At 35.5% G+C, this 25,252-nt stretch carries 19 protein-coding genes; 4 read left to right on the forward strand and 15 right to left on the reverse strand.

What is annotated here, in order from left to right; genetic code table 11:
- Positions 1 to 57: 57 nt before the first annotated feature.
- The 4 genes from pnpS to CNQ82_RS08305 all read right to left on the reverse strand — a co-directional run bounded on the left by pnpS (position 58) and on the right by CNQ82_RS08305 (position 5,173).
- Positions 58 to 1,767 (reverse strand): two-component system histidine kinase PnpS, encoded by a 1,710-nt coding sequence (gene pnpS, locus CNQ82_RS08290; RefSeq protein WP_123144893.1) that lies wholly within the window; start codon positions 1,765 to 1,767, stop codon positions 58 to 60.
- Positions 1,764 to 2,480 (reverse strand): response regulator transcription factor, encoded by a 717-nt coding sequence (locus CNQ82_RS08295; RefSeq protein WP_123144894.1) that lies wholly within the window; start codon positions 2,478 to 2,480, stop codon positions 1,764 to 1,766. Before CNQ82_RS08295 ends, pnpS begins: the two co-directional genes overlap by 4 nt.
- 245 nt (positions 2,481 to 2,725) lie before the next feature.
- Entirely contained in the window at positions 2,726 to 3,991 is a 1,266-nt protein-coding gene (gene icd, locus CNQ82_RS08300; RefSeq protein WP_123144895.1) for an NADP-dependent isocitrate dehydrogenase, read from the reverse strand.
- Positions 3,992 to 4,054: 63 nt separating this feature from the next.
- Positions 4,055 to 5,173, reverse strand: a complete 1,119-nt coding sequence (locus tag CNQ82_RS08305; RefSeq protein WP_123144896.1) for a citrate synthase — start codon at positions 5,171 to 5,173, stop codon at positions 4,055 to 4,057.
- Positions 5,174 to 5,532: 359 nt separating this feature from the next.
- Here CNQ82_RS08305 and CNQ82_RS08310 point away from each other — a divergent pair, with 359 nt between their 5' ends.
- Entirely contained in the window at positions 5,533 to 6,897 is a 1,365-nt protein-coding gene (locus CNQ82_RS08310; RefSeq protein ID WP_123144897.1) for an amino acid permease, read from the forward strand.
- A gap of 123 nt (positions 6,898 to 7,020) precedes the next feature.
- On the opposite strand, the gene CNQ82_RS08315 is transcribed toward CNQ82_RS08310, so the two are convergent.
- The 9 genes from CNQ82_RS08315 to CNQ82_RS08355 form a co-directional block, all read right to left on the reverse strand.
- Complete coding sequence (locus CNQ82_RS08315; protein WP_123144898.1) at positions 7,021 to 8,262, reverse strand: ArgE/DapE family deacylase; 1,242 nt, start codon at positions 8,260 to 8,262, stop codon at positions 7,021 to 7,023.
- A gap of 277 nt (positions 8,263 to 8,539) precedes the next feature.
- Positions 8,540 to 10,300, reverse strand: a complete 1,761-nt coding sequence (pyk, locus tag CNQ82_RS08320; RefSeq protein WP_095104801.1) for a pyruvate kinase — start codon at positions 10,298 to 10,300, stop codon at positions 8,540 to 8,542.
- A 31-nt stretch (positions 10,301 to 10,331) separates the two neighbouring features.
- Complete coding sequence (pfkA, locus tag CNQ82_RS08325; protein ID WP_095104800.1) at positions 10,332 to 11,300, reverse strand: 6-phosphofructokinase; 969 nt, start codon at positions 11,298 to 11,300, stop codon at positions 10,332 to 10,334.
- Positions 11,301 to 11,593: 293 nt separating this feature from the next.
- Positions 11,594 to 12,538, reverse strand: coding sequence for an acetyl-CoA carboxylase carboxyltransferase subunit alpha (locus CNQ82_RS08330; protein WP_123144899.1), 945 nt, complete (start codon positions 12,536 to 12,538; stop codon positions 11,594 to 11,596).
- A complete protein-coding gene (gene accD, locus CNQ82_RS08335; protein ID WP_123144900.1) occupies positions 12,531 to 13,403 on the reverse strand; it encodes an acetyl-CoA carboxylase, carboxyltransferase subunit beta in 873 nt (290 codons plus the stop codon). Before accD ends, CNQ82_RS08330 begins: the two co-directional genes overlap by 8 nt.
- 70 nt (positions 13,404 to 13,473) lie before the next feature.
- Positions 13,474 to 14,700, reverse strand: a complete 1,227-nt coding sequence (gene ystJ / locus CNQ82_RS08340; RefSeq protein WP_123144901.1) for an NADP-dependent malic enzyme — start codon at positions 14,698 to 14,700, stop codon at positions 13,474 to 13,476.
- A gap of 254 nt (positions 14,701 to 14,954) precedes the next feature.
- Positions 14,955 to 18,155 (reverse strand): DNA polymerase III subunit alpha, encoded by a 3,201-nt coding sequence (locus CNQ82_RS08345; RefSeq protein ID WP_123144902.1) that lies wholly within the window; start codon positions 18,153 to 18,155, stop codon positions 14,955 to 14,957.
- Between the two features lie 19 nt (positions 18,156 to 18,174).
- On the reverse strand, positions 18,175 to 19,119 hold the full coding sequence (locus CNQ82_RS08350; RefSeq protein WP_123144903.1) for a DHH family phosphoesterase: 945 nt from the start codon (positions 19,117 to 19,119) through the stop codon (positions 18,175 to 18,177).
- Positions 19,120 to 19,140: 21 nt separating this feature from the next.
- Positions 19,141 to 20,436, reverse strand: coding sequence for a DRTGG domain-containing protein (locus CNQ82_RS08355; RefSeq protein WP_123144904.1), 1,296 nt, complete (start codon positions 20,434 to 20,436; stop codon positions 19,141 to 19,143).
- A gap of 218 nt (positions 20,437 to 20,654) precedes the next feature.
- Here CNQ82_RS08355 and CNQ82_RS08360 point away from each other — a divergent pair, with 218 nt between their 5' ends.
- Complete coding sequence (locus CNQ82_RS08360) at positions 20,655 to 21,068, forward strand: universal stress protein (RefSeq protein ID WP_095104788.1); 414 nt, start codon at positions 20,655 to 20,657, stop codon at positions 21,066 to 21,068.
- Between the two features lie 55 nt (positions 21,069 to 21,123).
- Here the strand turns inward: CNQ82_RS08360 and CNQ82_RS08365 are convergent, their stop codons facing one another.
- On the reverse strand, positions 21,124 to 21,816 hold the full coding sequence (locus CNQ82_RS08365) for a metal-dependent hydrolase (RefSeq protein ID WP_123144905.1): 693 nt from the start codon (positions 21,814 to 21,816) through the stop codon (positions 21,124 to 21,126).
- 138 nt (positions 21,817 to 21,954) lie between these two features.
- Here CNQ82_RS08365 and CNQ82_RS08370 point away from each other — a divergent pair, with 138 nt between their 5' ends.
- On the forward strand, positions 21,955 to 23,013 hold the full coding sequence (locus CNQ82_RS08370; protein ID WP_240624944.1) for a M24 family metallopeptidase: 1,059 nt from the start codon (positions 21,955 to 21,957) through the stop codon (positions 23,011 to 23,013).
- A 411-nt stretch (positions 23,014 to 23,424) separates the two neighbouring features.
- Here CNQ82_RS08370 and ald read toward each other — a convergent pair whose 3' ends face one another.
- Entirely contained in the window at positions 23,425 to 24,540 is a 1,116-nt protein-coding gene (ald, locus tag CNQ82_RS08375; protein WP_123144907.1) for an alanine dehydrogenase, read from the reverse strand.
- Between the two features lie 208 nt (positions 24,541 to 24,748).
- On the opposite strand from ald, the gene CNQ82_RS08380 reads away from it, so the two are divergent.
- Positions 24,749 to 25,252 (forward strand): universal stress protein, encoded by a 504-nt coding sequence (locus CNQ82_RS08380; protein ID WP_095104782.1) that lies wholly within the window; start codon positions 24,749 to 24,751, stop codon positions 25,250 to 25,252.

Consider the following 25,252-nt stretch of genomic DNA (forward strand, 5'->3'; position numbering starts at 1 on the left):
TAAGTATATCTGTGCTCATAAAATTAGCGCCGGATTTATATCCGACGCTATTACATATTATGAATTTCGTGTTTTATTATCGAAGAAAATAATACGGAAAGTGGTACCGACATCTAGTTCACTTTCAATTTGTATGCGGCCTTGGTAAGCTTCAACAATATGTTTAGTGATTGATAAACCAAGTCCTGTACCTCCAGAGTCTCTGCTGCGCGCCTTATCCACTCTATAAAAGCGTTCAAAAACATGCTTTTGATCTTCAGGAGCTATACCGATGCCATGGTCTTCCACTTCTAAAATTTTCTTATCACCTTGACTAGCAACTCTTACAAAGACAGTACTTTCATTCGGTGAATAATTAATCGCATTACTGACTAAGTTTGTAACCACTTGTGCAATCTTAGAAGCTTCAGCATCAATATGAACGTCCTCTTGTATATTGGCGTCTATAGTAATATCTTTTCTTTGAGCGTAAGCATATAACGTATCAACAGTGGTTTGTGTAACTTCTGATAAGTTTACACGTTCTGTTCTGATTTCAGTTTGTTGCTCAATATGTGATAAGTCCAACAAATCTTCAACCAGAGATTCAATACGGTTAGATTCTTTTAAAATGATATTTAAAAATTCATCTAACAAATGTTCATCTTCTTTTGCCCCGTCAATTAATGTTTCAGCAAATCCCTTTATCGAAGTAATAGGTGTCTTCAATTCATGGGATACATTCGCTACGAATTCACGACGCAGATTTTCGAGTTTCTTGAGACTTGTAATATCATGGAGTACAACCACCATACCTTGAAGCCTTTTTTTATTACGAGATAAAATCGGAACACATGCTGTGTCGAAATACTTTTCATGAACATTATTAATATAAATTTCAACTTGTTCATTAATCGTCTTTTCAGTTTTAAAGGCGTTTATAATCAACGTATTTAACTTGCCTTTAATTACGCGATTATAATTTTTATTCACTACGCTCGCTTCAGGATTGAACATATCGTAATAAGCAGTGTTGGCTACTACAATTTTACCGTATTTATCAATCATTAATACTGAGCTTGGAATATTTTCTAAGGTCGTTTTCAAACGATTAGATTGAATCTTTTGTTCATTATGCATCTTTTGCAAACGACGTGCCAGTTCATTGGTCGTTACAAAGAGATCTCGTGTTTCTTTCACATTACTTTCTGGAACACGGATATGATAATGTCCTTGAGCCAACAGTTTAGTTGCGTAAGTTACATCATTAATAGGTCTGATATAAGTTCTATTGATGTTTCTAACAATTAAAAATACCACTGCCAATATAAACATTCCTATAATTACGATGTATTTCCAAGCTTCAAACTGCAACTGGGAAATTTCATTATTGTATCCTGAAATAATAATATGATGGTCATTATCAATATATTTATAGGTAAACCGATGATTTCCTTTATGCGTGTCATAAATTAAATTGGATGGATTACCGACAACATTAATATTTTCATTTGCAGGTACATTATTCCCCGCTTTGAATAAAACTTTATGATTTGAATTGCTATGTATAGAAATCGCAAAATCATTCAATCGTGCGTATTCTTCAATAGCTTTGTTTTGATGTGCTTTATAAGATGCGTTTACTCTTTCTGAATCATTCTTTAAGTTTTCACTATCTCTGCTTGATATCGTCGTATAAATAGCATGATTGATGAGCAAACCTAAAGCAATGAGACAAGAGACAATCAGTGTTACCAGTGTAAGCAGTAATCGGGTATAAAACTTCAATTAGCAGATTTAGGTCTTTCTAATTTATAACCTAAACCACGGACCGTTTTAATTAATTTTGGCTGCTTAGGGTTTTCTTCTAATTTATCTCTCAAGTGACTGATATGCACATCTACAATACGCGAATCACCTGTAAATTCATAATTCCATACAGAGTTCAGCATATGTTCTCTAGTAATTACGCGGCCTTGACGTTCGATTAAATACAATAACAATTCAAATTCTTTAGGTGTCAGCTCTAATAATTCATTATTTTTATATACTTCAAAATACTCGGGTCTAATCTTGATAGAACCAATGATAACATCCTCATTATCATTTTCTTCTTCTTGAACACTTTGAACTTGTTGAGAACGTCGCAAAATAGCTTTTACACGCGCAACTACTTCTCTTGGTGAAAATGGTTTAGTCATATAATCATCTGCACCAAGCTCTAAGCCTAGCACACGATCAAACTCGTCATCTTTGGCAGTCAACATTAGAATAGGAACTAAGTTCTTATCTGAACGAATCGTTTTACAAACTTCAATGCCGTCTAATTTTGGAAGCATTACATCTAAAACTACTAAATCTGGCTGTACATCATTTACTTTTTGAAGCGCCTCTTCTCCATCATAAGCAACTTCTACAATGTAACCTGCAGTTTCCAAATTATATTTCAGTAAAGTTACAATTGATTGTTCATCGTCGACTACTAAAATTTTTTGTGACATGGTCGTACCCCCTGTGTATTTTTCAACCTAATTATAACTTATATTTTCATAAAGATAACATACTATGTATTAACTTTACAGAAACTTAACAATTGATTAACATTCTATAATTTTTATTTTGAAAAAGAAATAAGAGGAGATGGGACAAATGAATGTCTCAAACTCCTCCTTTTTGAAGTGGTAGCAACTAAGTGAATAGAAAATAATCTTGATTCATATTATTCTGTGCCACTTACCACATTAGATTATAGATTTTTAATTAATTCTTCAGCAAATTCTGATGTTTTAACTTCAGTTGCACCATCCATTAAACGAGCAAAGTCGTAAGTTACAACTTTAGATGCAATTGTTTTTTCAATTGAAGCTGTAATTAAGTCAGCTGCTTCTTGCCAACCTAAGTGTTCTAACATCAATACAGCACTTAATAATTCAGATGAAGGGTTAACTTTATCTAAATCAGTATATTTAGGTGCAGTACCGTGTGTTGCTTCAAAAATCGCGTGACCAGTGTCATAGTTGATGTTCGCACCTGGAGCAATACCGATTCCTCCAACTTGAGCTGCTAATGCATCAGATACATAGTCACCATTTAAGTTCATAGTTGCAACTACATCGTATTCAGCTGGACGAGTCAAGATTTGTTGTAAGAAAATGTCAGCAATAGAATCTTTAATGATGATTTTACCATCTGCTACGGCTTGATCTTGAATTTTGTTTGCTTCTTCTTTACCTTTTTCATCCACTAAACGATCATATTGTTGCCATGTGAATACTTTGTCGCCGAATTCATTTTCAGCTAAATCGTAACCCCATTGTTTGAAAGCACCTTCAGTGAATTTCATGATGTTACCTTTGTGTACTAAAGTTACTGATTTGCGGTTGTTATCTAAAGCGTATTGGATTGCAGCACGCACAAGACGTTCTGTACCTTCTTTAGAAACTGGTTTCACACCGATACCTGAAGTTTCAGGGAAGCGGATGTTTGTTGCACCCATTTCTTCTTGTAAGAATTTAATTAATTTCTTAGCTTCTGGAGTGCCTTCTTTGAATTCAATACCTGCGTAGATATCTTCTGTGTTTTCACGGAAAATAACCATATCAGTATCTTCTGGACGTTTAACAGGTGAAGGTACACCTTTGAACCAACGTACAGGACGTAAGCAAGTAAATAAATCTAATTCTTGACGTAATGCAACGTTTAATGAACGAATTCCGCCACCGATTGGTGTAGTTAGCGGTCCTTTGATAGCAATTAAATATTCTCTGATTGCTTCAAGTGTTTCTTCAGGAAGCCATTTCCCAGTATTATCATACGCTTTTTGGCCTGCTAAAATTTCTTTCCATTCAATTTTCTTGTCGCCATTATAAGCTTTTTCAACTGCAGCGTCTAAAACACGACGAGATGCTCTCCAGATGTCTGGGCCGATTCCATCACCAATGATGAATGGAATAATTGGATTGTTCGGTACTAATAAACCGTCTTCTTGTTTAACAATTTTTTCTGGTGCCATTAATAATTCCTCCGTAACTTAATTAATAAGGTGTTTCAATTTCAGAATCAAAAATAATATATTCTATCTTTCTTCGATTGGAACATATACACGATTAGTTTCGCCAATATATTTTGCACGTGGTCTCATAATACGATTATCTCTGTATTGTTCAAAGATATGTGCTAACCAACCTGAAGTACGGCTGACCGCAAATATTGGAGTAAATAAATCATGCGGAATATTCATACTATGATAAACAGTCGCACTATAGAAATCGACGTTGGCAATAATACCAGTACGTTCTTTCATAATATCTTCAATTTTCACTGAGATATCATATAAGTGTTTTTGACCTGTTTCATCTGTAATTTTCTTACTCATTGTTTTCAAGTATTTCGCACGTGGATCGCCATCTTTATAAACACGGTGACCGAAGCCCATAATTTTTTCTTTATTTGCGAATTTTTTGTCTAAATATGGTTCTACATCATCAACTGATTTGATTTCAGAAAGCATATTCATTACGCGTTCATTAGCACCGCCATGTAAAGGCCCTTTCAATGAACCGACTGCAGCTACGATACCTGAGTACATATCTGATAATGAAGATACTGCACAACGTGCTGTAAATGCAGAAGCATTCAATTCATGGTCAGCGTGTAATACCAATGCTTTGTTAAATGCTTCTTCTTCGATATCAGTAGGCACTTCCCCACGTAACATGTACAAGAAGTTTGCTGCATAGCTTAAACCTTCTTTAGGTTTAATAGGTTCTTTTCCTTCACGAACGCGTTGGAAAGAAGCTACTAACGAAGCCATTTTAGCTTGAATTCTAATAGCGCGTTCTAATTTTTCTTCATCAGTTTCACCTTCAGCATTTTCATCAAAATGCGCAATGTATGAAACTGAAGTTCTTAATGCTGTCATCGGATGTACATTATTAGTAGCATAGTCTTCAAAGTGTTCATATACTTTGTCATCTAATGTAGCATACTCGTATAACTTTCTTTTCAATTCATCTAACTCGTCTTGCGTAGGAAGTCTATAGTTCCATAATAAAAAGATAATTTCTTCAAATGATGCGTTTTCTGCTAAATCATCGATGTCGTAACCGGCATATGTCAGTTGGCTATCGATAATTGAGCTCACTTTTGTTTCAGCTGCAATTACCCCTTCTAAACCTTTTTGCAATTCTGCCATATTAATTTCCCCTTTTCTATAACAAATTGAAATGGCTTTCATTTAGTATTATATCCAATTATCGCGATTTTGTGAACAATTAAGCAACTCTTATAAACATGTAAATCTACATACTTATCAAGTGTTTATGGAAGAATAGTCTAGTTATAGCCTTGCATACGTGCACTTATTACATTTTAATTGTTTTAAGTTCCTTAAAACATAGTTTTAGGATATGTCATTTTAAATATTTATCATTCATAATAACTATATTTCATTGCGAATTGCATGAAAATTTGTATTATTCTCAAAAAACATTTGTCATTACCTTCAAATATGTGCATAATATTGATGAGGTGCAAAAAGGGAGTTGTTTGAATATGGCAAATAATAATTTACAAAGAGAACTGAGCAATCGTCACATTCAACTGATTGCTATCGGCGGAGCAATTGGTACAGGGTTATTCTTAGGGGCTGGACAAACGATTGCTATGACAGGTCCTTCCATATTACTAACATACATTATCGTTGGATTAATGTTGTTTATGTTTATGAGAGGATTAGGAGAAATTTTAATTTCAAACACCAATTTTAAGTCTTTCGCAGATGTTACAAATGAATATATCGGGCCTTTTGCAGGATTTGTAACAGGATGGACATATTGGTTCTGCTGGATTATCACTGGAATGGCCGAAGTTACAGCCGTTGCGAAATATATAAGTTTCTGGTGGCCGGCTATACCTAACTGGGTAAGCGCACTATTCTGTGTACTATTACTTATGGTATTTAACTTATTCAGTGCTAAAATTTTCGGGGAATTAGAATTTTGGTTTGCAATCATCAAAGTTACTACTATTATCGTACTTATCGTTGTAGGCCTTGTCATGATCTTCATGGCCTATAAAACACAATTCGGGCATGCTTCATTTACTAATTTATATGAACATGGTATTTTCCCTAAAGGAGCTACAGGATTCTTCATGTCCTTCCAAATGGCAGTGTTCTCCTTTGTTGGTATAGAAATCATCGGGGTAACTGCTGGAGAAACTAAAGATCCTACTAAGACAATACCTAAAGCAATTAACAGTGTACCAATGCGTATCCTTTTATTCTACGTCGGTTCATTAGCGGTGATTATGTCAATCATTCCATGGAATAAAATGGATCCTTCAGAAAGTCCATTTGTTCGTTTGTTTGCCTTAGTCGGCATTCCGTTTGCAGCTGGAATTATCAACTTTGTAGTATTAACTGCTGCTGCATCATCTTGTAACAGTGGTATTTTCTCTAACAGCCGTATGTTATTTGGTTTAGCGAGACAAGAACAAGCACCACCGATTTTCAGATCTACAAATAAAAATGGTGTACCTCATATCGCAATTTTAGTTTCTTGTGCGCTATTATTAGTGGCTGCTTTACTTAACTATATCTTCCCAGATGCTACATTAGTATTTACTTATGTTACTACTATTTCAACAGTACTATTCTTAGTAGTATGGGGATTAATCACTTATGCATATATTCGTTATCAAAAACGTGATCCAGAACAACATAAAAATTCAATTTATAAATTACCTGGCGGAAAAATTTCTGGTTACATCATTTTATTATTCTTCGTCTTTGTACTAGGATTACTTTTCGTCAACCCAGTAACACGCGTAGCAATCTTTATTTCACCTGTTTGGTTTATTCTTCTAGGATTTATGTATTGGAGATATACGCAACAAGTGAAGAAACATAATGGTTAAATTTTTATAGAAACAAGCACCTTTATCCATTAAATACGAATGAGCACCTTCTATAGAATTGTGGCGGTTCCAAAAGTTCAACTTTTCAGGACAGCTACACTTTCTACAGAAGGTGCTCTTTTTTTATTTCTCATTTTCATTAATATAAGTCGGCAGCAGTTGTGTAAAGTAATCAATGAATTGCAAATAGGTAGCCTTGTTAACGTACTCATTTACTTGATGTGCAGTAGCACCAGGTCCAAAGGTTAAGAATGGATAGTCTTCATCTTTACCACGTAACAAATTCGAAGCATCCGTTACCCCAGGCATCGGTGTGATACCTAATGTTTTATTAAACATTGCTTCCCCTAGTCGATGTCCTAATTCTATTAGCTTATTTTTACCAGTGGTCAGGGCTGGTTCTAAGTCAAGATAAATATCCGCTTCTAATTGTGCTCCTTGCTCATTTTCCTTATCTAAATAGTGTTGAAATAATTGTTTTACTTGTTCATTATTGTATTCAGGCACCGTCCGGATATTAAACTCTGCAGTAGCTTTATCTGGAACAGAATTGACTTGAGTGCCTCCATTGAATATTGTATTAGTAATAACCAGACCAGATAACATGTTTCTGACTTTGTTCATATCGGTATCATTATCAAGTACTGAAGCCAATCGTTTTTCAAATTTTGAACAATCTATTTGATTCATTGGCTGAGTTTGTATAATTTCTTCGTAAGCGTTATCTATATTTTGTACGAAATTCATTAATGGTTTAATGGCATTTTGTCCTGCAATAGGCATAGAACTATGCGCAGCTTTTCCGGTAGAATTAACTCTATAATCCATTGATCCTTTATTCGCATATATCAAGTTGTTTTCTGTTGGCTCTGCAATTAATAACGCATCTACATTATCCATATAACCTTTTTCATAGAGTTGTTTGGAGCCCAATTGTTCCATTTCTTCACCTGAAGTAGCCATGAATTGAATAGATCCTTTTTTCAATAAATGCTGCTCATGTATCTCTATGAAAGCGATGGCAAGTGCTGCTAAGCCAGATTTCATATCTGCTGCTCCACGACCATAAAGCTTTTCATTCTCTTCAGTAAGTTCGAATGGAGGATAATCCCATTTATCGATATCTCCTTCCGATACCACATCCATATGGTCTGAAATGCCCATAACCGGATGACCTTCACCAATTTTTGCAATTAAATTCGCTCTGTTAGGACTGATTGAATCAATTTCTGATTCAATACCATGCTGAGCAAACAATTCTTTTAAGTAGTTAGCGACTTTAATTTCATTGTCATTCACACGTTTTATTTTTACGATATCTGCTAGGATTTGTACTTTTTCTTCATTTGAAAAGACTGCTGTCAAAGTGTCTCAACCTCCTGTAACTGGCCTGAAATTTAAATTAATCTAGTTCGCGTCTTATAATCAATCAAAAATTCATCGTTTTTATGGTGCATAGAGAAAAAGCTGAAGCCACGATATAAAACTCAGTCTATTTTCCCACACAAGCACTTTAACATTTATAGTTAGCTAAGCAAACTAATTTGATAAGCAATAAATATAATAAAAAACGAACTGCATCTTCAATTTTCATGAAGTATACAGTTCGTTTAATTGATTAATATTTAATTACATTCGGTTATTATAGCACGTTTGCATAACCATCATAGACGCGACCAGTATTTGCATCAACTGTAATCACTACATCATTAGCAATTAATTTAGTAGCATTATTAGCACCTACAATTGTTGGAATACCTTGTTCTAAACCGATGATAGCACTTGGAGAAGTAATTCCGCCTTCTTCAGCTACTAATCCAGCAGCTTGTTCGATATATGGTACAAATGTTTCATCTGTAGAGTGTGTCACAATAATTTTATTTGAAAGATCTTTGCCTTCTAATTCAATAGCATCTTGGACTACGACTGCATTTCCTACTACTGAGTTACGGCCGACACCTTGACCTTTCACAATTTCATCGCCTACTAAATGTAATTTCATCATGTTAGTAGTACCTTTTTCACCAGTTGGAACACCAGCAGTGATGATTAATAAATCACCGTTTTGTACGCGACCTGTTTCGATAGCTGTAGCTACTGCATTGTTTAATAATGCATCAGTAGTTTTACGTCCTTTTTTAACTACTGGGAATACGCCCCAAACTAACGCTAATTGTCGAGCAGTTTCTGGACTTGGTGTAACAGCGATAATATCTGAATGTGGACGGAATTTAGAAATTGTTCTAGCAGTTGAACCACTTTCAGTTGCAGCCACAATTGCTTTTACTTTTAAGTTTAAAGCTGTGTGTGCTACAGAAACACCAATTGCATTTACAAGGTTAGTTTCTTCAAGTTTAGTTCTGTCATTCAATAATTTTTTATAATCTTGAGCTGCTTCAGCAGCAACCGCGATATTTCTCATTGCTTTCACTGCTTCTTCAGGATATAAACCTGCAGCAGTTTCACCTGATAACATTACGGCATCTGTTCCATCGTAGATAGCGTTGGCAACATCACTTGCTTCGGCTCTTGTAGCACGCGGGTTACGTTGCATAGAATCTAACATTTGAGTTGCTGTAATAACAGGTTTACCTAATCTATTACATTGTCTGATTAAGTCTTTTTGGATAACTGGTACATTTTCTGGTGGAATTTCTACACCCATGTCACCACGAGCTACCATCAAGCCATCAGATACTTCTAAGATTTCTTTAATGTTATCAATACCTTCTTGGTTTTCAATTTTAGGAAGAATACTGATGTTAGTATTGCGTTCTTCTTCTAAAATTTTACGGATATCTAACACGTCACTTGGACGACGCACAAAGCTTGCTGCGATGAAGTCTACATGTTCATCGATACCGAAGCGGATATCGTCTGCGTCTTTTTCAGTGATACCTGGTAAATTAACTTTGACATTTGGCAAGTTAACGCCTTTTTTGTTTTTAATTTCACCAGAGTTTAATACTTCGCAAAGTACTTCGCCCTTTTCTTTATCTTTAGCTTTAACTTCTAATTCTACTAAACCATCATCAAGTAAAATGAAAGAACCAATTTCAACGTCGTTAATTAGATCTTCATAAGTTACTGAGAATTTTTCAGCAGTACCTAATACTTTATTCATGCTGACAATAACTTCATTGCCTTTTTCTAAATTAATCACGCCGTTTTCCATATCATGAGTACGGATTTCTGGGCCTTTAGTATCAAGCATGATAGCAATTGTTTTCTCTAAACGCTGTGAAACTTTACGAATGCGGTCGATACGCGCTTTGTGTTCAGCATGATCACCATGTGAGAAGTTCAAACGCGCAACATTCATTCCAGCTTTCATTAATTTTTCTAACATTTCTTCAGATTCTGATGCAGGTCCAATCGTACATACGATTTTAGTTTTTCTCATTATTAAAGCCTCCTAATAAATTCACTATAAATTAAATAGATAGTTCTTGAGCAAGTCTATACATTTCTGTATCGAATTTACTTACTTTAGTATTGAAGATTTCTTCAAACTTAGTTTGAGTAAGCTGGTTTTGCTTGATGCCTACGCCCAATGCTGTTTTACCTTCCATCAGCAGTTCTACTGCATGGCCGCCCAATCTTGAAGACAATACTCTGTCTTGTCCAGTAGGGCTGCCGCCACGTTGCATGTGTCCTAGAACTGAAACACGTGCATCTACATGAATATATTTTGCTAATTCATCAGCACATTCTTGTCCGCTCATCACTCCTTCTGCCACGATGACAATAGAGTGTTTCTTACCGCGTTTGATACCCGTTTCAATTTTTTCAGCCACATCTTTAATATCTGTTTTTTCTTCAGGAACGATAATTGTTTCTGCTCCTACAGCTAAACCAGCCCAAAGTGCAAGATCACCACAATCTCTACCCATTACTTCAACAATAAAAGTACGAGCATGGCTTGATGCCGTATCTCTGATTTTATCGACAGATTCAATAATTGTATTCAATGCTGAATCAAAACCGATTGTAAAATCAGTGCCTGGTATGTCGTTGTCAATTGTACCCGGTATACCGATAGTTTGAATTTCAGGACACTCTTCGCTAATGCGTTGGGCTCCTCGATAACTACCGTCACCACCGATAACAACAAGACCGTCTATACCTCGTGACCGTAAATTCTTAATTGCACGTGCACGTACCTCTTTGTCCTTGAATTCAGGGCAACGTGCTGAGAATAAGAAAGTACCGCCTCTTTGGATAATATCTCCGACAGATCCTAATTCAAGTTTCTTAAGATCATCATTGATTAATCCAAGATAGCCTTGATACACACCATAAACTTCAATCCCATTATAAATGGCAGTACGCACAACTGCTCGAACAGCAGCATTCATTCCCGGTGCGTCTCCGCCACTTGTTAAAACTGCAATTTTTTTCATGACGACTGACCTTCCTAACTTGTATGATTTACATTAAAAATACCATAAAAATAGTGGCTTATCCATAGAAATACAATGCATTCTATAATGTAAACGTTTTATATTTATGATTTCAAAATATAGCCATAATCTTTATTATATTTTTGCGTAAAACTATAGATAATAATAGTTTATTTTATAAAAAACATCAGATTCATTGTTTATCATTAGTATCAAACTGCAGACTATTAATTCAAATAAAAAAGAGACACTACACATCTTCTAAAATAACGTGTAGAATCTCTTTACCCTTATTATTCTTTAAATTCACCAATTTGGCGGAATTTTTCAAAACGGTCATCTGCTAATGCTTGACCAGATAAGTCTTTAAGTTCTGCTAATTGCTTAGTGAAAGCGCTTTTAATTTTTTCAGCTTGCGTAGCAATGTCTTTGTGCGCTCCACCTAAAGGTTCTTGAACAACCTCATCAATAATTTGTAATTCTTTCAAATCAGGTGCAGTAATTTTCATTGTTTCGGCAGCAATTTTAGAAAGATTGCTATCTTTCCATAGAAGTGCGGCTGCTCCTTCTGGAGAAATCACAGAATATGTACTGTTTTCCAGCATCAATACACGGTTAGCAATACCAATACCTAAAGCACCGCCGCTACCGCCTTCACCTATTACAATTGTAATAACCGGCACTTGCAAACTTGCCATTTCAATCAAGTTTCGTGCGATAGATTCACTTTGACCTCTTTCTTCAGCCGCTTTACCAGGGTAAGCCCCCTTAGTATCTATAAAAGTAAAAATAGGACGGCCGAATTTCTCAGCTTGTTTCATTAATCTCAAAGCTTTGCGATAACCTTCCGGATGAGCCATTCCGAAATTACGATAGATATTATCTTTAGTATCTTTACCACGTTGTTGACCGACTACAGTAACTGGTTGACCATTTAAATAGCCGATGCCGCCAATCATTGCAGGATCATCACGATAATTTCTGTCCCCATGCAACTCCATAAATTCATCAAAGATATATGGAATATAATCTAAAGTTGTTGGTCTTTCTTGCAATCTTGCTAATTGAACACGATCCCAAGGTTTTAAATGCATGTAAATTTTTTCAGTTTCTCTTTCTAAAGACGCTTCAAGCATATCGATTTCATCTTGTAAATCAACATCATTTTTCTCTTGAGATTCTTTCAAAGCATCTATTTTATTTTTAATATCAAATAATGGCTTTTCAAAATCAAGCATCTTTGTTCACCTCTTGTCCCTCATGCATTTTCAGAATTGATTCTAAAGTACTGCGCATTTCTTTACGGTGTACCACTTTATCTAATTGGCCGTGTTCTAACAAGAATTCAGCAGTTTGGAAATCATCCGGCAGTTTTTCATTGATTGTTTGTTCAATCACTCGGCGACCTGCAAATCCAATTAAAGCTTTAGGCTCTGATAAATTGATATCTCCAACTGAAGCGAAACTTGCAGATACACCACCTGTAGTCGGATTTGTAATGTATGAAATATATAATAAACCAGCATCAGAATGACGTTTCAAGGATACACTGGTTTTCCCCATTTGCATCAATGAGATAATCCCTTCTTGCATTCTGGCACCACCACTTGCTGAGAATAAAATAAATGGTAAGCGATGCTCTGTACAATAATCTATAATACGACATATTTTTTCACCTACTACAGAACCCATGCTTCCCATTCTGAAACGGGCATCCATCACTGCTACCCCATATGGGATGCCTCCAAGTTCTGCAGTACCTGTTACGACTGCTTCATCCAATCCTGTTTTTTCCTGATCTTTTTTTATTTTTTCTTCATATCCAGGAAAATCTAAAGGATTTGCAGAAGTCATACCTTTATCAAACTCTTTAAAAGTACCTTCATCTGAAATAGCCTCAATACGTTTATATGCAGTTAATGACAAGTGATGGTCACAATTGAAACATACATTGAGATTTTCAGAAAGTTCTTTAGTATACATGATTTTTTTACATTTCGGACATTTTGTCATGATACCTGTTGGAACATCGTTCTGTTTCGAATCTTGAACAGTAACATATTTTTTCTTTTTACTGCCACGATTAAAAAAATCTTTAAACATTGGTCAACCTCCACATCACTATTATGCCGCTTCAAACCGCATAACAGCTCTTTGAAAAATAAATTTCTAATTAAATATCAGTTAATCTCATCGTTTTATTGTATATTTCATCTGGATCAACTTCAACCCTAGACACTCCAGACTCCATTGCTGCACGTGCTACATTGCGTGCAACTGATGGTGCAACACGTCTGTCAAATGGCGCTGGAATACAATAATCTGGTGATAATTCATCAGGCTGAATTAAATCTGCAATTGCTGAAACCGCTGCTTGTTTCATTTTTTCATTGATATGCGTCGCTTCCACATCTAATGACCCTCTGAAAATACCTGGAAAAGCTAAAACGTTATTAATTTGGTTAGGGTAATCAGAACGTCCTGTACCCACTACTTTAGCCCCTGCTGCTTTAGCATCATCCGGTAGAATTTCAGGATTCGGATTCGCCATTGCAAAAATAATACTGTCTTCATTCATTGATTTTACCATATCTTTGGAAAGCGCGTTTGCTACAGATACACCGATAAACACATCTGCTCCCTGAATGACATCAGAAAGTTTGCCCTCTTGTTTATCTTTATTCGTCCATTCAGCCACAAAATCTTTAGTTGGATTCATGCCATAAGAACGTCCTTCATAAATAGCACCCTTAGAGTCGCACATAATCATATTTCTCACGCCATAAGAGTATAAGAGTTTAACTATAGCGATACCTGCTGCTCCTGCCCCGTTTAGGACTACTTTAATATCTGATAGAGATTTGTCTGTAACTCTTAATGCATTGATTAAACCTGCCATAGTTACAATAGCTGTACCATGTTGATCATCATGAAAGACTGGAATTTTCGTTTCTTTTTTCAAGCGATTTTCAATTTCAAAACAACGTGGTGCTGAAATATCTTCTAAATTGATACCGCCATAATTAGGTTGGAGATATTTGACTGTTTTAATAATTTCTTCTGTGTCAGTAGTATCTAAGGCAATCGGCACGCCATTGATACCCGCAAAGCTTTTAAATAATACAGATTTACCTTCCATAACAGGAATACTTGCTTCTGCTCCGATATTACCAAGTCCTAATACTGCAGTACCATCAGTTACTACTGCAACTGTATTGCCTTTAGCAGTGTAATCAAAGACTTTACGCGGATCTTCATAGATTTCTTTACAGGGCTCTGCGACACCTGGAGAATAAGCTAAACTCAATTCTTCTTTGTTCGTAACTTTAACTTTCGGGGTAACTTCTAGTTTCCCTTGATGCTTTTTGTGCATTTCAAGTGCTTCATCTCTTAATGACAAGTCAATCGCTCCTTTTTCAACATTTATGTGATTTGAATGAATCCATTCATTTTAGTCTTAATAATAATATATGATTCAATATAAAAACTGTGTTTATACCTTTATATCATACATTTTTTTGAATTAATTTCAAAATATAGACGATTATAACACATCAACTACTCTTTCAATGAGTGCTTTCTAATTACTTGAGGTACCATCGTTAATATTTTATAAAAAACGGGCTTAAGACAAATTAATGTCCTAGCCCGTCGTTAAATAATTCTAATGTTTTCAGGAGGAATAGTGGCCATAAAGTCCTCAAGTGCTTGAATATCTCGCTCTATATAGCCTATTTTCTCCATTTGGTTGTTTTTTGTGTGATAAAGATTAACCGGGATAGAATTGTTACTTGCCTCATCATCTGAAGCTAAATTCAATTCTTCCTCAGCGATATTACGCAAAACCAGCATTTTAGCATGTTGAAATTTTTGTTTTTCATAATGATCTAACGTATCAAGATGATTAATAATTAACTGCATTTGGTTCTGTCGCTTTTCAAATTTACCGCTCCCAATGAACATTTTGCTTTCTTCTAATATATCTTCTATTTGTTTAAAAACATTAGGGAAAATGACTCCGTCTAATGTATTGGTGCCATCATTTAAAGTTACGAATGCCATAGGTTGACCATTTTTAGTACGGATTCTATTAATTTTATCTATTTGTACTAAAATCGGCTGATTATTTTGAGCATTAGAAAGCTTATAAATCCCTAATAATTGCTTGTTCTTAAACATTTTTTCTACTGGGTGTTTAGAGATATAAAATCCAAGATGCTCTTTTTCAAAATCACTGAGCACCTGATCTGGCAATTCTTCTTTTTCTTCATAACTTTCTTTAGGCGTTACAAATTCAAATAACAATTCATCTTGTTCAACATTGCTAGCACCATCTAAGACTTGGTCTAAGGTTGATAAAAGGGTTGCACGATTTTCTTTGAAGTGGTCAAACGCACCTACTAGTATGAGTGCTTCAAGCAGTTTACGTGTCTTCACTCTATTTGGTAATCTTCTAGTTAAGTCAAAGAAATCTTTATATTTTCCACGTGCATAACGTTCATCTACAATGGCCTTCACGCTTTGAAAACCCACTCCCTTTACGGCGCCCAATGATAAGTATATTCCTTCTGATGTTGCTTTATAGTACCAGTGGCTTTCATTAATATCCGGTGGTAATATTTTTAAGTCCATAGATTTAGCTTCTGTTATCATTAACTCAGTCTTTTTCTCGTTGCCGATAGAATTCGTAAGGATATTAGCATAGAAATAATTAGGATAATGCACCTTTAAATAAGCCATAATATAAGCGACTTTAGAATAACTTACAGCATGTGCTCTTGGAAAACCGTAATCGGCAAATTTCAGTATTAAATCAAAGATTTGCTTGCTCAGTTGCTCTGAATATCCATTTTGATTGGCACCTTCAACAAAATGTTGTCTTTCACTTTCTAAGACTGCTCTGTTCTTCTTACTCATGGCACGTCTCAATATGTCCGCTTCGCCATAGCTGAACCCAGCGAACTTACTGGCAATTTGCATAATCTGTTCTTGATAAATAATGACACCGTAAGTATTTTTCAGAATGGGTTCCAAATCAGGATGCAAATACTGCACTTTCGAAGGATCATGGCGACGCGCAATGTAAGTCGGAATTTCTTCCATTGGACCAGGTCGATAAAGTGAAGTCATCGCCACAATATCTTCAAAGTGCTGTGGCTGCAATCTCTTCAAAGCCTGTCTTACACCATCTGATTCTAATTGGAACAATCCCGTAGTATCGCCGCGAGAAAGCATTTCAAACACTTGGTTGTCATCAAAAGGGATCGCTTCAGTATCAATAGACACGTTTAAATCTTTCTTAACTTGATCAATAATTTGATGAATGATAGAAAGGTTTCTTAATCCTAAAAAGTCAATTTTCAATAAGCCTAACTTCTCATCTTCAGTCATCGTCCACTGAGTCAGCAGTCCAGTATCCCCCATTAATAAAGGGACATGCTCATATAAAGGACGATCATTGATAATGATACCCGCAGCATGTGTTGAAGTATGGCGTGGTAAACCTTCTAATTTCTTACTTAATTCAAACCATTTTTCATGACGATGGTTACGATGTACAAATGCCTTAAAATCTTCATTTTGATATGCTTCGTTCAAGGTAATACCTAATTTAGAAGGAATTAATTTAGAAATTTCACTTAAAGTTTTTTCTTCGAAACCCATAATTCTACCAACATCTCTAGCTACAGCCTTTGCGAGCAAATGACCGAAAGTTACAATACCTGAAACGTGATATTCACCATATTTTTCTTGAACATATTGAATGACCTTTTCTCGACGCGTATCTTCAAAATCAATATCAATATCTGGCATTGTGACACGTTCTGGATTTAAAAAACGCTCAAAAAGCAGGTTATAGTGCAATGGATCAATCGTTGTAATGTTCAACAAGTAACTCACTAATGAACCTGCAGACGAACCCCGTCCTGGACCGACCATTACATTATGTGTTTTAGCGTAATGTATTAAGTCACTTACGATTAGAAAGTAATCTTCGTACCCCATCTTAGTGATAATATCGAATTCATATTCTAATCGTTCACGGTAAGCAGGTTGATCTAAATCCATTTCTTGTAAAGATTGTTCCAACAGACGCCATAAATATGTTTTAGAAGAAACATTGTCTGGTATTGAATATTGAGGGAGAAGCGGCTGGTGATAGCTTATTTCAGCAGTACAAATATCTGCCAGCGATTCAGTGTTTTCTATAATATCTGCAGAAAGTCCTAAATCTTGTACTTCGCTTTGAGAGTAAAAATGCGCATGTTCATCATTCTCTGGATGAACTAAATCTATCGTTTGATTATCTTTAATCGCTTTCAAAGCACTTACAGTATCCGCATCGTCCGGATTCAAATATCTGGCTTCTTGCATGTAAACTCGGTTTAAATCCAGTCTCTCAGCTGCTCCGCTACTTTGATGGTCTACATAGACATCTTGATACTCAACGAAATTTTGTACCAGATTTAATTGTTCAGAAGTGACATTCTTAAAAATAAGCGCTAAATCTTCTTGATAGCGTTTCAGCCATTCTAACGGTGTAACTTGCTTTTCCTGCACTTTGATAGCGGATGATAATTGATACAGTGATTTTAAACCTGTTTCATTTTTAGCTAGCAAAACTGTTTCTACTTCTGTCAAACCATCACTTAAATAAATGGTCATACCGAAGATTGGCTTAATCCCTGCCTTAATACTTTCATCATAAAATTGAGGAACAGCATGCAGTACGTTTGTATCTGTAATGGCTAAAGCTTCGTATCCTTCTTGTGCAGCCTTTTGGATAATATCCGAAACTTTCAAACTTGAATTCAACAAGTCATAAGCGGTATGAATATTCAGATGTGCTTTCACTGCAAACAGTCCCCCTTTTTTATTGGTTGTCTAGCGCTCTTTGATTCAATTCTGCGACAAGTTTATCAAACGCTTGCCAATTGTCTACAGAGACTCCTGATGCGTTCGGATGGCCGCCTCCGCCGAATTGTTGAGCAATATCATTGATAACAATACCTTTTGAGCGTAATCTGCAACGAATCTCTGTACCTTCATCTACTGCAAATACCCATATTTTCAAGCCTCGCAAATCAGAAATAGTATTCACAAATTGAGAAGCTTCATTAGGCACTAAGCCATATTGATCTAAGACATCTTTAGTAATTTGAACTTTGGCAAATCCATTCTCGTTGAGATCAAAATTTTGTAAAACATAACCTTGGAAAGGAGCCAATTTAGGATCTTTTTCAGCCATTTTGTTTAACTCTGCACTGTGGTCAAATGGATATTTCAGTAATTGCGCTGCAACTTGCATAGTATGCGGCGTGGTATTATTAAAGAAGAAACGTCCTGTGTCTCCTACAATTCCTAAATACAATAAGCGTGCAGTGTTTTCATCAATAATTGATGTGTCATTAAAATGTGTAATCATATCAAAGATAATTTCACTAGTAGATGAAGCCTCAGTATTTACATAATTGATTTCTCCGTATTGATCTACTGGAGGATGATGATCAATTTTTATTAACGCTTGGCCTTTATCATAACGTTGATCGTCAATTCTAGGAGCGTTAGCTGTATCACAGACAACCACTAATGCTCCTTTATAGTCATCATCTTTCACTGCATCAAATGTTCCCATAAAATCTAGTGAAGGTTCACTTTCTCCTACTGCAAAAATATTTTTATCTGGAAATTTCAATTGCAGATAAGATTTCAAACCTAATTGTGAACCGTATGCATCCGGATCTGGACGCACATGTCGATGAATAATAATTGTGTCGTATTGAGAAATTTTATCCATTATTTCATTAAAGTTATTCATTTTTCTTTTCATTCTCCTTTTCTAACTTTCAAGCATCTGACAGATTGTTAATGCTTTAGCTACAGGTGTTTGCCCGTTCATCATACTGACTTCTATTTTAGCAAAGTGTCTGCCTATATCTAACATGTTGTATTGTATTTCTAATTCTGTTTCTATAGAAACTGTTTTCAAATACATAATACTTAAGCTTTCTATCATGACTTCTTGCTTCTTAAGCTGTCGCATCTTATAACGAATAGTTTCTTCGATAATCGCTACGAAGGCCCCTTTACTTAAAGTGCCGTATTGACTAGTTAATTGAGGCGCTACATCTACAGTAATACTATCTTTATTAATTGAAATATATTTTGCGACCTGATCATTGATCGTTTCACCGACTTGAGGTTGTCTGCCAATAAGCTGCATGGCGCGCAAGACGTCTTCTCGAGATACTACGCCTAACAGCTTTTTGTTAATAGTTGTAACAGGCAATAATTCAATCCCTTCCCAAATCATCATATGTGCACAGCTCGCGACTGTAGTAGAGTTCTGTACATTCAACACTGGTTTAGTCATAACACGTTGTATACTTTCATCTGAATCTTTAGCAATAATATCTTTACTGGTAACGATACCGACTAATTTCCAGTCTTTATCTACAACAGGAAATCTGGAATGTCCGGTTTTTTGAGATTGTTGTTTTAAATCTGATACCAGCATATCTTCTTTAGCAACTGTCTCTTCTGTTACCGGTTTAACGATATCTTCAACAATTAAAATCTCTTTACGTATAATTTGATTATACATTGCTCTGTTAATCATATTGGCCACTAAATAAGAATCGTAATTTGAAGATAGAATCGGTAAATTATGCTCGTCAGCATATTTCTTGATTTCAGGCGTCGTATTAAAGCCGCCTGTGATAAGGACTGCACTACCGTGTTTTAAAGCTTCTAATTGTACATCTGTTCGATTTCCTACTATCAATAAAGTATGCTTCGTTAAGTATTTCACCACGTTTTCTAATTTCATGGCTGCAATCGCAAACTTAGTCAACGTATTATGCAAACCGTCTCTGCCTGCTAATACTTGTCCATCAATAATTTTCACAATTTCACCGAACGTCAGATGTTCAATTTGTTCGCGACTCTTTTTTTCAATTCTAACTGTTCCTACTCTATCGATTGTTGCGACTAGTCCTAATTGCTCAGCATCTTTGATTGCGCGATAAGCTGTGCCTTCAGAGACTTCTAAATCTTTGGCTATTTTTCGTACAGAGATTTTCTTACCTACTGCTAAAGATTCAATATGCGCAAGAATTTGTTCATGTTTTGTCATCTAACTTCCCTCATTCTCTGCTTTCTCTTATTCTTTATTATAACTTGCTTTACTCGAAAAATCGAAACAATATCACAAGTGATTTTAACATTTAGTTACTGCGTTCTCTAATATAAGAATTTAATTTACCTAGAAATAGGTTATTAATTATTAGAAGATAAATTTAATTGGAAAAATTGTTACATCTTTATTAGAATAAGAAGTAAGGAGGGGTTGAGATGTATAAAAACATTTTACTCGGTGTTGATACGGATTTGGAAAATAAAAAAGCACTAAAAAATGTCCAAAAATTATCTGGTGAAGGCACAATAGTTACAATTTTAAATGCAATTTCAGAACAAGATGCTCAAGCATCTATCAAAGGCGGTACTCACTTAAATGAATTAACTGCCGAACGCAGCAAAGATTTACAGCCGACTCGTGATATTTTAGATGAATATGGCATTGATTATGATGAAATTATTGTTCGCGGCAACCCTAAAGATGAACTCGTGAAATTTGCGAATAGTGGCGACTATGATATTTTAGTTGTCAGCAACCGCAAAGCACAAGAGAAAAAGAAATTTGTATTAGGCAGTGTCAGCCATAAGGTCGCTAAGCGTGCTTCCATTCCTGTATTAATCGTGAAATAGTAAAAAAGCTTGTACAGAATTTTGCTGTACAAGCTTTTTTGATAAATTTAGAAATTTAATCAAATTTCACTTCTTCACCTGGTTTTAAAATTTGAACTTCACCTTTATTAACTAACTTTTTAAATTCCTCAGGATCTTGTTCAATGTAAGGGAAAGTATTGTAATGAATTGGAACCGTAATTTTAGGCTGAATAAATTCATTAATAGCATAGCTTGCATCATCAATTCCCATTGTGAAATTGTCACCGATTGGTACGAAGCATACATCGACTGGGTGACGATCAGCAATCAATTTCATATCACTGAATAATCCAGTATCGCCACAATGATAAATTGTTTTGCCATCAATTTCTAAAATAAGTCCTGTTGACGCACCTAAATAAGCAGGAATACCATCTTCATTCGTTAAACTAGAACTATGGAAGGCTTGTACATATTTCACTGAGCCGAATTCAAATTCCCATTTACCGCCGATATTCATTGGATGTACATTTTCCACACCTTGTGAGGTAGAAAGATAATCGGCAACTTCAGCGAGCCCTACTACCGTCGCATTATTTTTCTTCGCAATGTCAACTGTGTCTCCGAAGTGATCGCCGTGGCCATGCGTTAGTACAATATAATCAACTTCTACGTCTTCTGGGTTTAAATCAGATAACTCATTACCACTAATAAATGGATCTACAATAACTTTCTTACCGTTTGCTTCAAAATAAATTGTTGATTGTCCATGAAATGATAGTTTCATTCATTAATCCCCCTATGTTCATTTTGTTATTTATAGTATAACATCTTCCCTCTTTTCCTTAAAAACAATCCCGCACCTTTTGAATTATACTGAAATGTAGACTAAACTATAATTAATTATGAAAATGGAGGTTGAAGGATTGTGAAGATTGATGAAATTGTAAAGGAAATTCGTAATCAAGATGCGGATGCTGCTTGGATTACCACACCATTGAACGTATTTTATTTTTCAGGATACTTAAGTGAACCGCATGAACGCTTATTAGCTTTATTAATTACTGCGGAAGGTGAACAAGTCTTATTCGTACCGAAATTAGAAGTAGAAGAAGTTAAAGCTTCTCCATTTAAAGGTAAAATCGTCGGCAATGCTGACGGTGAAGATCCATTCAAATTAGTCAATTATCATTTCGACAAACTACTTGTTGAAAATGAACACTTAACATTAAAACGTCAAAAAGAATTAATCGATGGTTTCGGTGTAGAAACATTCGGCGATATTGACGGAGCTATTAAAGCACTTAGAAATGTGAAAACTCCGGAAGAAATAGACAAAATTAAAAAAGCAGCTGAACTTGCTGACAAATGTATTGAAATCGGGGTGGATTTCTTAAAAGAAGGTGTCACTGAAAAACAAGTTGTCCGTCATATTGAATATGAAATCCAAACTAAATACGGCGTAGATCAAATGAGCTTCGATACTATGGTGTTATTTGGCGATCACGCAGCATCACCTCATGGTATCCCAGGCGAACGTACGCTTAAAAACGATGAATATGTATTGTTTGATTTAGGCGTGGTTTATGAACAATATTGCAGTGACATGACGCGTACAGTTGCTTTCGGCACACCTGATAAAAAAGCCAAAGAAGTATATGATATTGTACTTAAAGCTGAAAAAGAAGCTATCAACATGATTAAACCTGGTGTTGTCATTGGTGATGTAGATAGAAAAGCGCGTGGTATTATTGAAGAAGCGGGCTATGGCGAATATTTCTTACACCGCTTAGGTCATGGATTAGGATTAGAAGAACATGAATATCAAGACGTAGCAGGCCATAACACAAATAAATTTGTTCCTGGAATGGTCGTTACTGTTGAACCTGGTATTTATGTACCAGAACTAGTTGGCGTTCGTATTGAAGATGACATTTTAGTTACAGAAGATGGTCATGAAGTTTTGACACACTATGAAAAATAAAGATTTTTAAGTAGAGAGCGCAAGAGAAATTGTATTTGCTGAAATTTTTTCGTTGCGCTTTGGCAAAAATTTGTATTTAGCAAATTTTTCATATAGATAGCTGCAGTCGTTGAAGTAAACAGGAGTTGAGACATGATGATATGGTCTCAACTCCTGTTTGTGTGGCAGTGCGGAGGACGTGGGGGTGAATCTAGACACTTCCCAAAAACTTGTGTCTAGATTACGTCTTTCCTCCCATTATCGCGCGATTTCAAAAATCTCCAGCACCTCTCCCGCCCATCTTTTCAAACCAAAAAAAGCCCCAACGCATTCTGTAAAACCCTAAACAGAATGGTTGGAGCTTAATTTATGATGTTTGTTGAGACAATTAATTATCGTCTCAATGACATCCCATTAATTTTAATAATAAAATTAAACTAATGCTTTATCTACTGGTGTATACGGAAGATCAAGTGCTTTAGCGACGCCTTCGTTTGTTACTTTGCCGTCGTAAACATTTAATCCTAATGATAATGGTTGGTTATCACGTAATGCATCTAAATAACCTTTGTTTGCAATTTGCAATGCATAAGGTAATGTTGCATTATTTAAACCAACTGTTGAAGTACGTGGAACCGCACCAGGCATGTTTGCAACTGCATAATGAACTACACCATGTTTGATATAAGTTGGATCATCATGAGTTGTCACATGGTCAGATGTTTCGAAGATTCCACCTTGGTCAATAGCGATATCAACCATAACAGAACCGTCTTTCATTTGTTTAACCATGTCTTCAGTAACTAATTTTGGAGCTTTAGCACCAGGAATTAATACTGCGCCGATTACAAAGTCACTGTTTACTACAGCTTCTTCAATATTTAATGGGTTAGACATGATAGTATTAACACGTCCATCAAATAAATCTTCAAGCTCTTGTAAACGTTTAGGGTTAACGTCTAAAATTGTTACGTTTGCGCCTAAACCTAAAGCGATCTTAGCAGCGTTTGTACCTGCTTGGCCACCACCGATAATTGTTACATTACCTTTAGGAACGCCAGGAATACCAGAAAGTAAGATACCTTTACCGCCATAGAATTTTTGCAAGAATTGCGCACCGATTTGCGCAGCCATTCTTCCTGCAACTTCACTCATTGGTGTTAATAATGGTAAAGAGTTATCAGGCAATTGAACTGTTTCATAAGCAATTGCTACAACTTTCTTCTCAGCTAATTTTTCTGTTAACTCTTTGTCGTTTGCCAAGTGTAAATAAGTGAACAAGATTAAGTCTTCTCTGAAGTATTGATATTCTTCTTTGATTGGTTCCTTAACCTTGATAACCATTTCTACATCCCAAGCTTCACTAGCGCTGTTTACAATTTCAGCACCTACAGCTTTATAATCTTCATCCGTGAAGAATGAACCTTCTCCAGCAGTGTGTTCGACAAGCACAGTATGCCCTTTCTCTACTAATGCATGCACACCACTTGGTGATAAACCTACTCTGTTTTCATTATTTTTTATCTCTTTTGGAATACCTATTTTCATTCCGTACACCTCCCATGCATTATCGTAACGCGAAAGCGATGGAAGCGCAATCATTATGGCTATAATTATTGATAAGTTTAAATTATTACGAATTATAAGATTATTGTAACCTTCAATAAATTGTAAATATTTAACTTAATATAATCATTTCTAATATTCTGTAAACTGTGCTAAAATAAAATTGAATAGAAGAAGGAGGTCATTTACGATGTTAACTTACAAACATATTTTAATCGCTGTTGATGGATCGCAAGAAGCTGAATGGGCATTCAATAAAGCGGTGGAAGTTGCAAAACGTAATGATGCTAAACTCATTATTACAAATGTTATTGATTCAAGAACTTATACTTCTTATGAGGTATATGATGTACAATTCACTGAGAAATCTAAACAATTCTCTGAAGAGTTACTTAAAGGGTACAAAGAATTCGCTCATGAAGAAGGCGTGAAAGATGTAGAAACATTATTAGAGTTTGGTTCTCCTAAAGCAATTATTCCTAAGAAAATTGCTAAAGAAGTCGATGCAGACTTAGTAATTTGTGGTACATCTGGTTTAAACGCAGTTGAAAGATTTATCGTTGGTTCAGTTTCTGAAGCAATTGTACGCCACTCTCCTTGTGATGTGTTGGTAGTACGTACAGAAGAAATGCCTGAAGATTTCCAACCACAAGTTGCGACTGAAGAATTACGTAAACAATATCAAGCAAAATAA

The organism is Staphylococcus debuckii, assembly GCF_003718735.1.
In the GTDB taxonomy this organism is placed as follows: domain Bacteria; phylum Bacillota; class Bacilli; order Staphylococcales; family Staphylococcaceae; genus Staphylococcus; species Staphylococcus debuckii.

What these genes read in the sequence shown, in the direction of transcription:
- CNQ82_RS08350 (WP_123144903.1), bottom strand. Translation starts at nt 19,119, where the DNA reads ATGAATAACTTTAATGAAATAATGGATAAAATTTCTCAATACGACACA.
- pyk (WP_095104801.1), bottom strand. Translation starts at nt 10,300, where the DNA reads ATGAGAAAAACTAAAATCGTATGTACGATTGGACCTGCATCAGAATCT.
- CNQ82_RS08355 (WP_123144904.1), bottom strand. Translation starts at nt 20,436, where the DNA reads ATGACAAAACATGAACAAATTCTTGCGCATATTGAATCTTTAGCAGTA.
- ald (WP_123144907.1), bottom strand. Translation starts at nt 24,540, where the DNA reads ATGAAAATAGGTATTCCAAAAGAGATAAAAAATAATGAAAACAGAGTA.
- CNQ82_RS08310 (WP_123144897.1), top strand. Translation starts at nt 5,533, where the DNA reads ATGGCAAATAATAATTTACAAAGAGAACTGAGCAATCGTCACATTCAA.
- CNQ82_RS08360 (WP_095104788.1), top strand. Translation starts at nt 20,655, where the DNA reads ATGTATAAAAACATTTTACTCGGTGTTGATACGGATTTGGAAAATAAA.
- CNQ82_RS08365 (WP_123144905.1), bottom strand. Translation starts at nt 21,816, where the DNA reads ATGAAACTATCATTTCATGGACAATCAACAATTTATTTTGAAGCAAAC.
- CNQ82_RS08295 (WP_123144894.1), bottom strand. Translation starts at nt 2,480, where the DNA reads ATGTCACAAAAAATTTTAGTAGTCGACGATGAACAATCAATTGTAACT.
- CNQ82_RS08380 (WP_095104782.1), top strand. Translation starts at nt 24,749, where the DNA reads ATGTTAACTTACAAACATATTTTAATCGCTGTTGATGGATCGCAAGAA.
- CNQ82_RS08305 (WP_123144896.1), bottom strand. Translation starts at nt 5,173, where the DNA reads ATGGCAGAATTGCAAAAAGGTTTAGAAGGGGTAATTGCAGCTGAAACA.
- pfkA (WP_095104800.1), bottom strand. Translation starts at nt 11,300, where the DNA reads ATGAAAAAAATTGCAGTTTTAACAAGTGGCGGAGACGCACCGGGAATG.
- accD (WP_123144900.1), bottom strand. Translation starts at nt 13,403, where the DNA reads ATGTTTAAAGATTTTTTTAATCGTGGCAGTAAAAAGAAAAAATATGTT.
- CNQ82_RS08330 (WP_123144899.1), bottom strand. Translation starts at nt 12,538, where the DNA reads ATGCTTGATTTTGAAAAGCCATTATTTGATATTAAAAATAAAATAGAT.
- icd (WP_123144895.1), bottom strand. Translation starts at nt 3,991, where the DNA reads ATGGCACCAGAAAAAATTGTTAAACAAGAAGACGGTTTATTAGTACCG.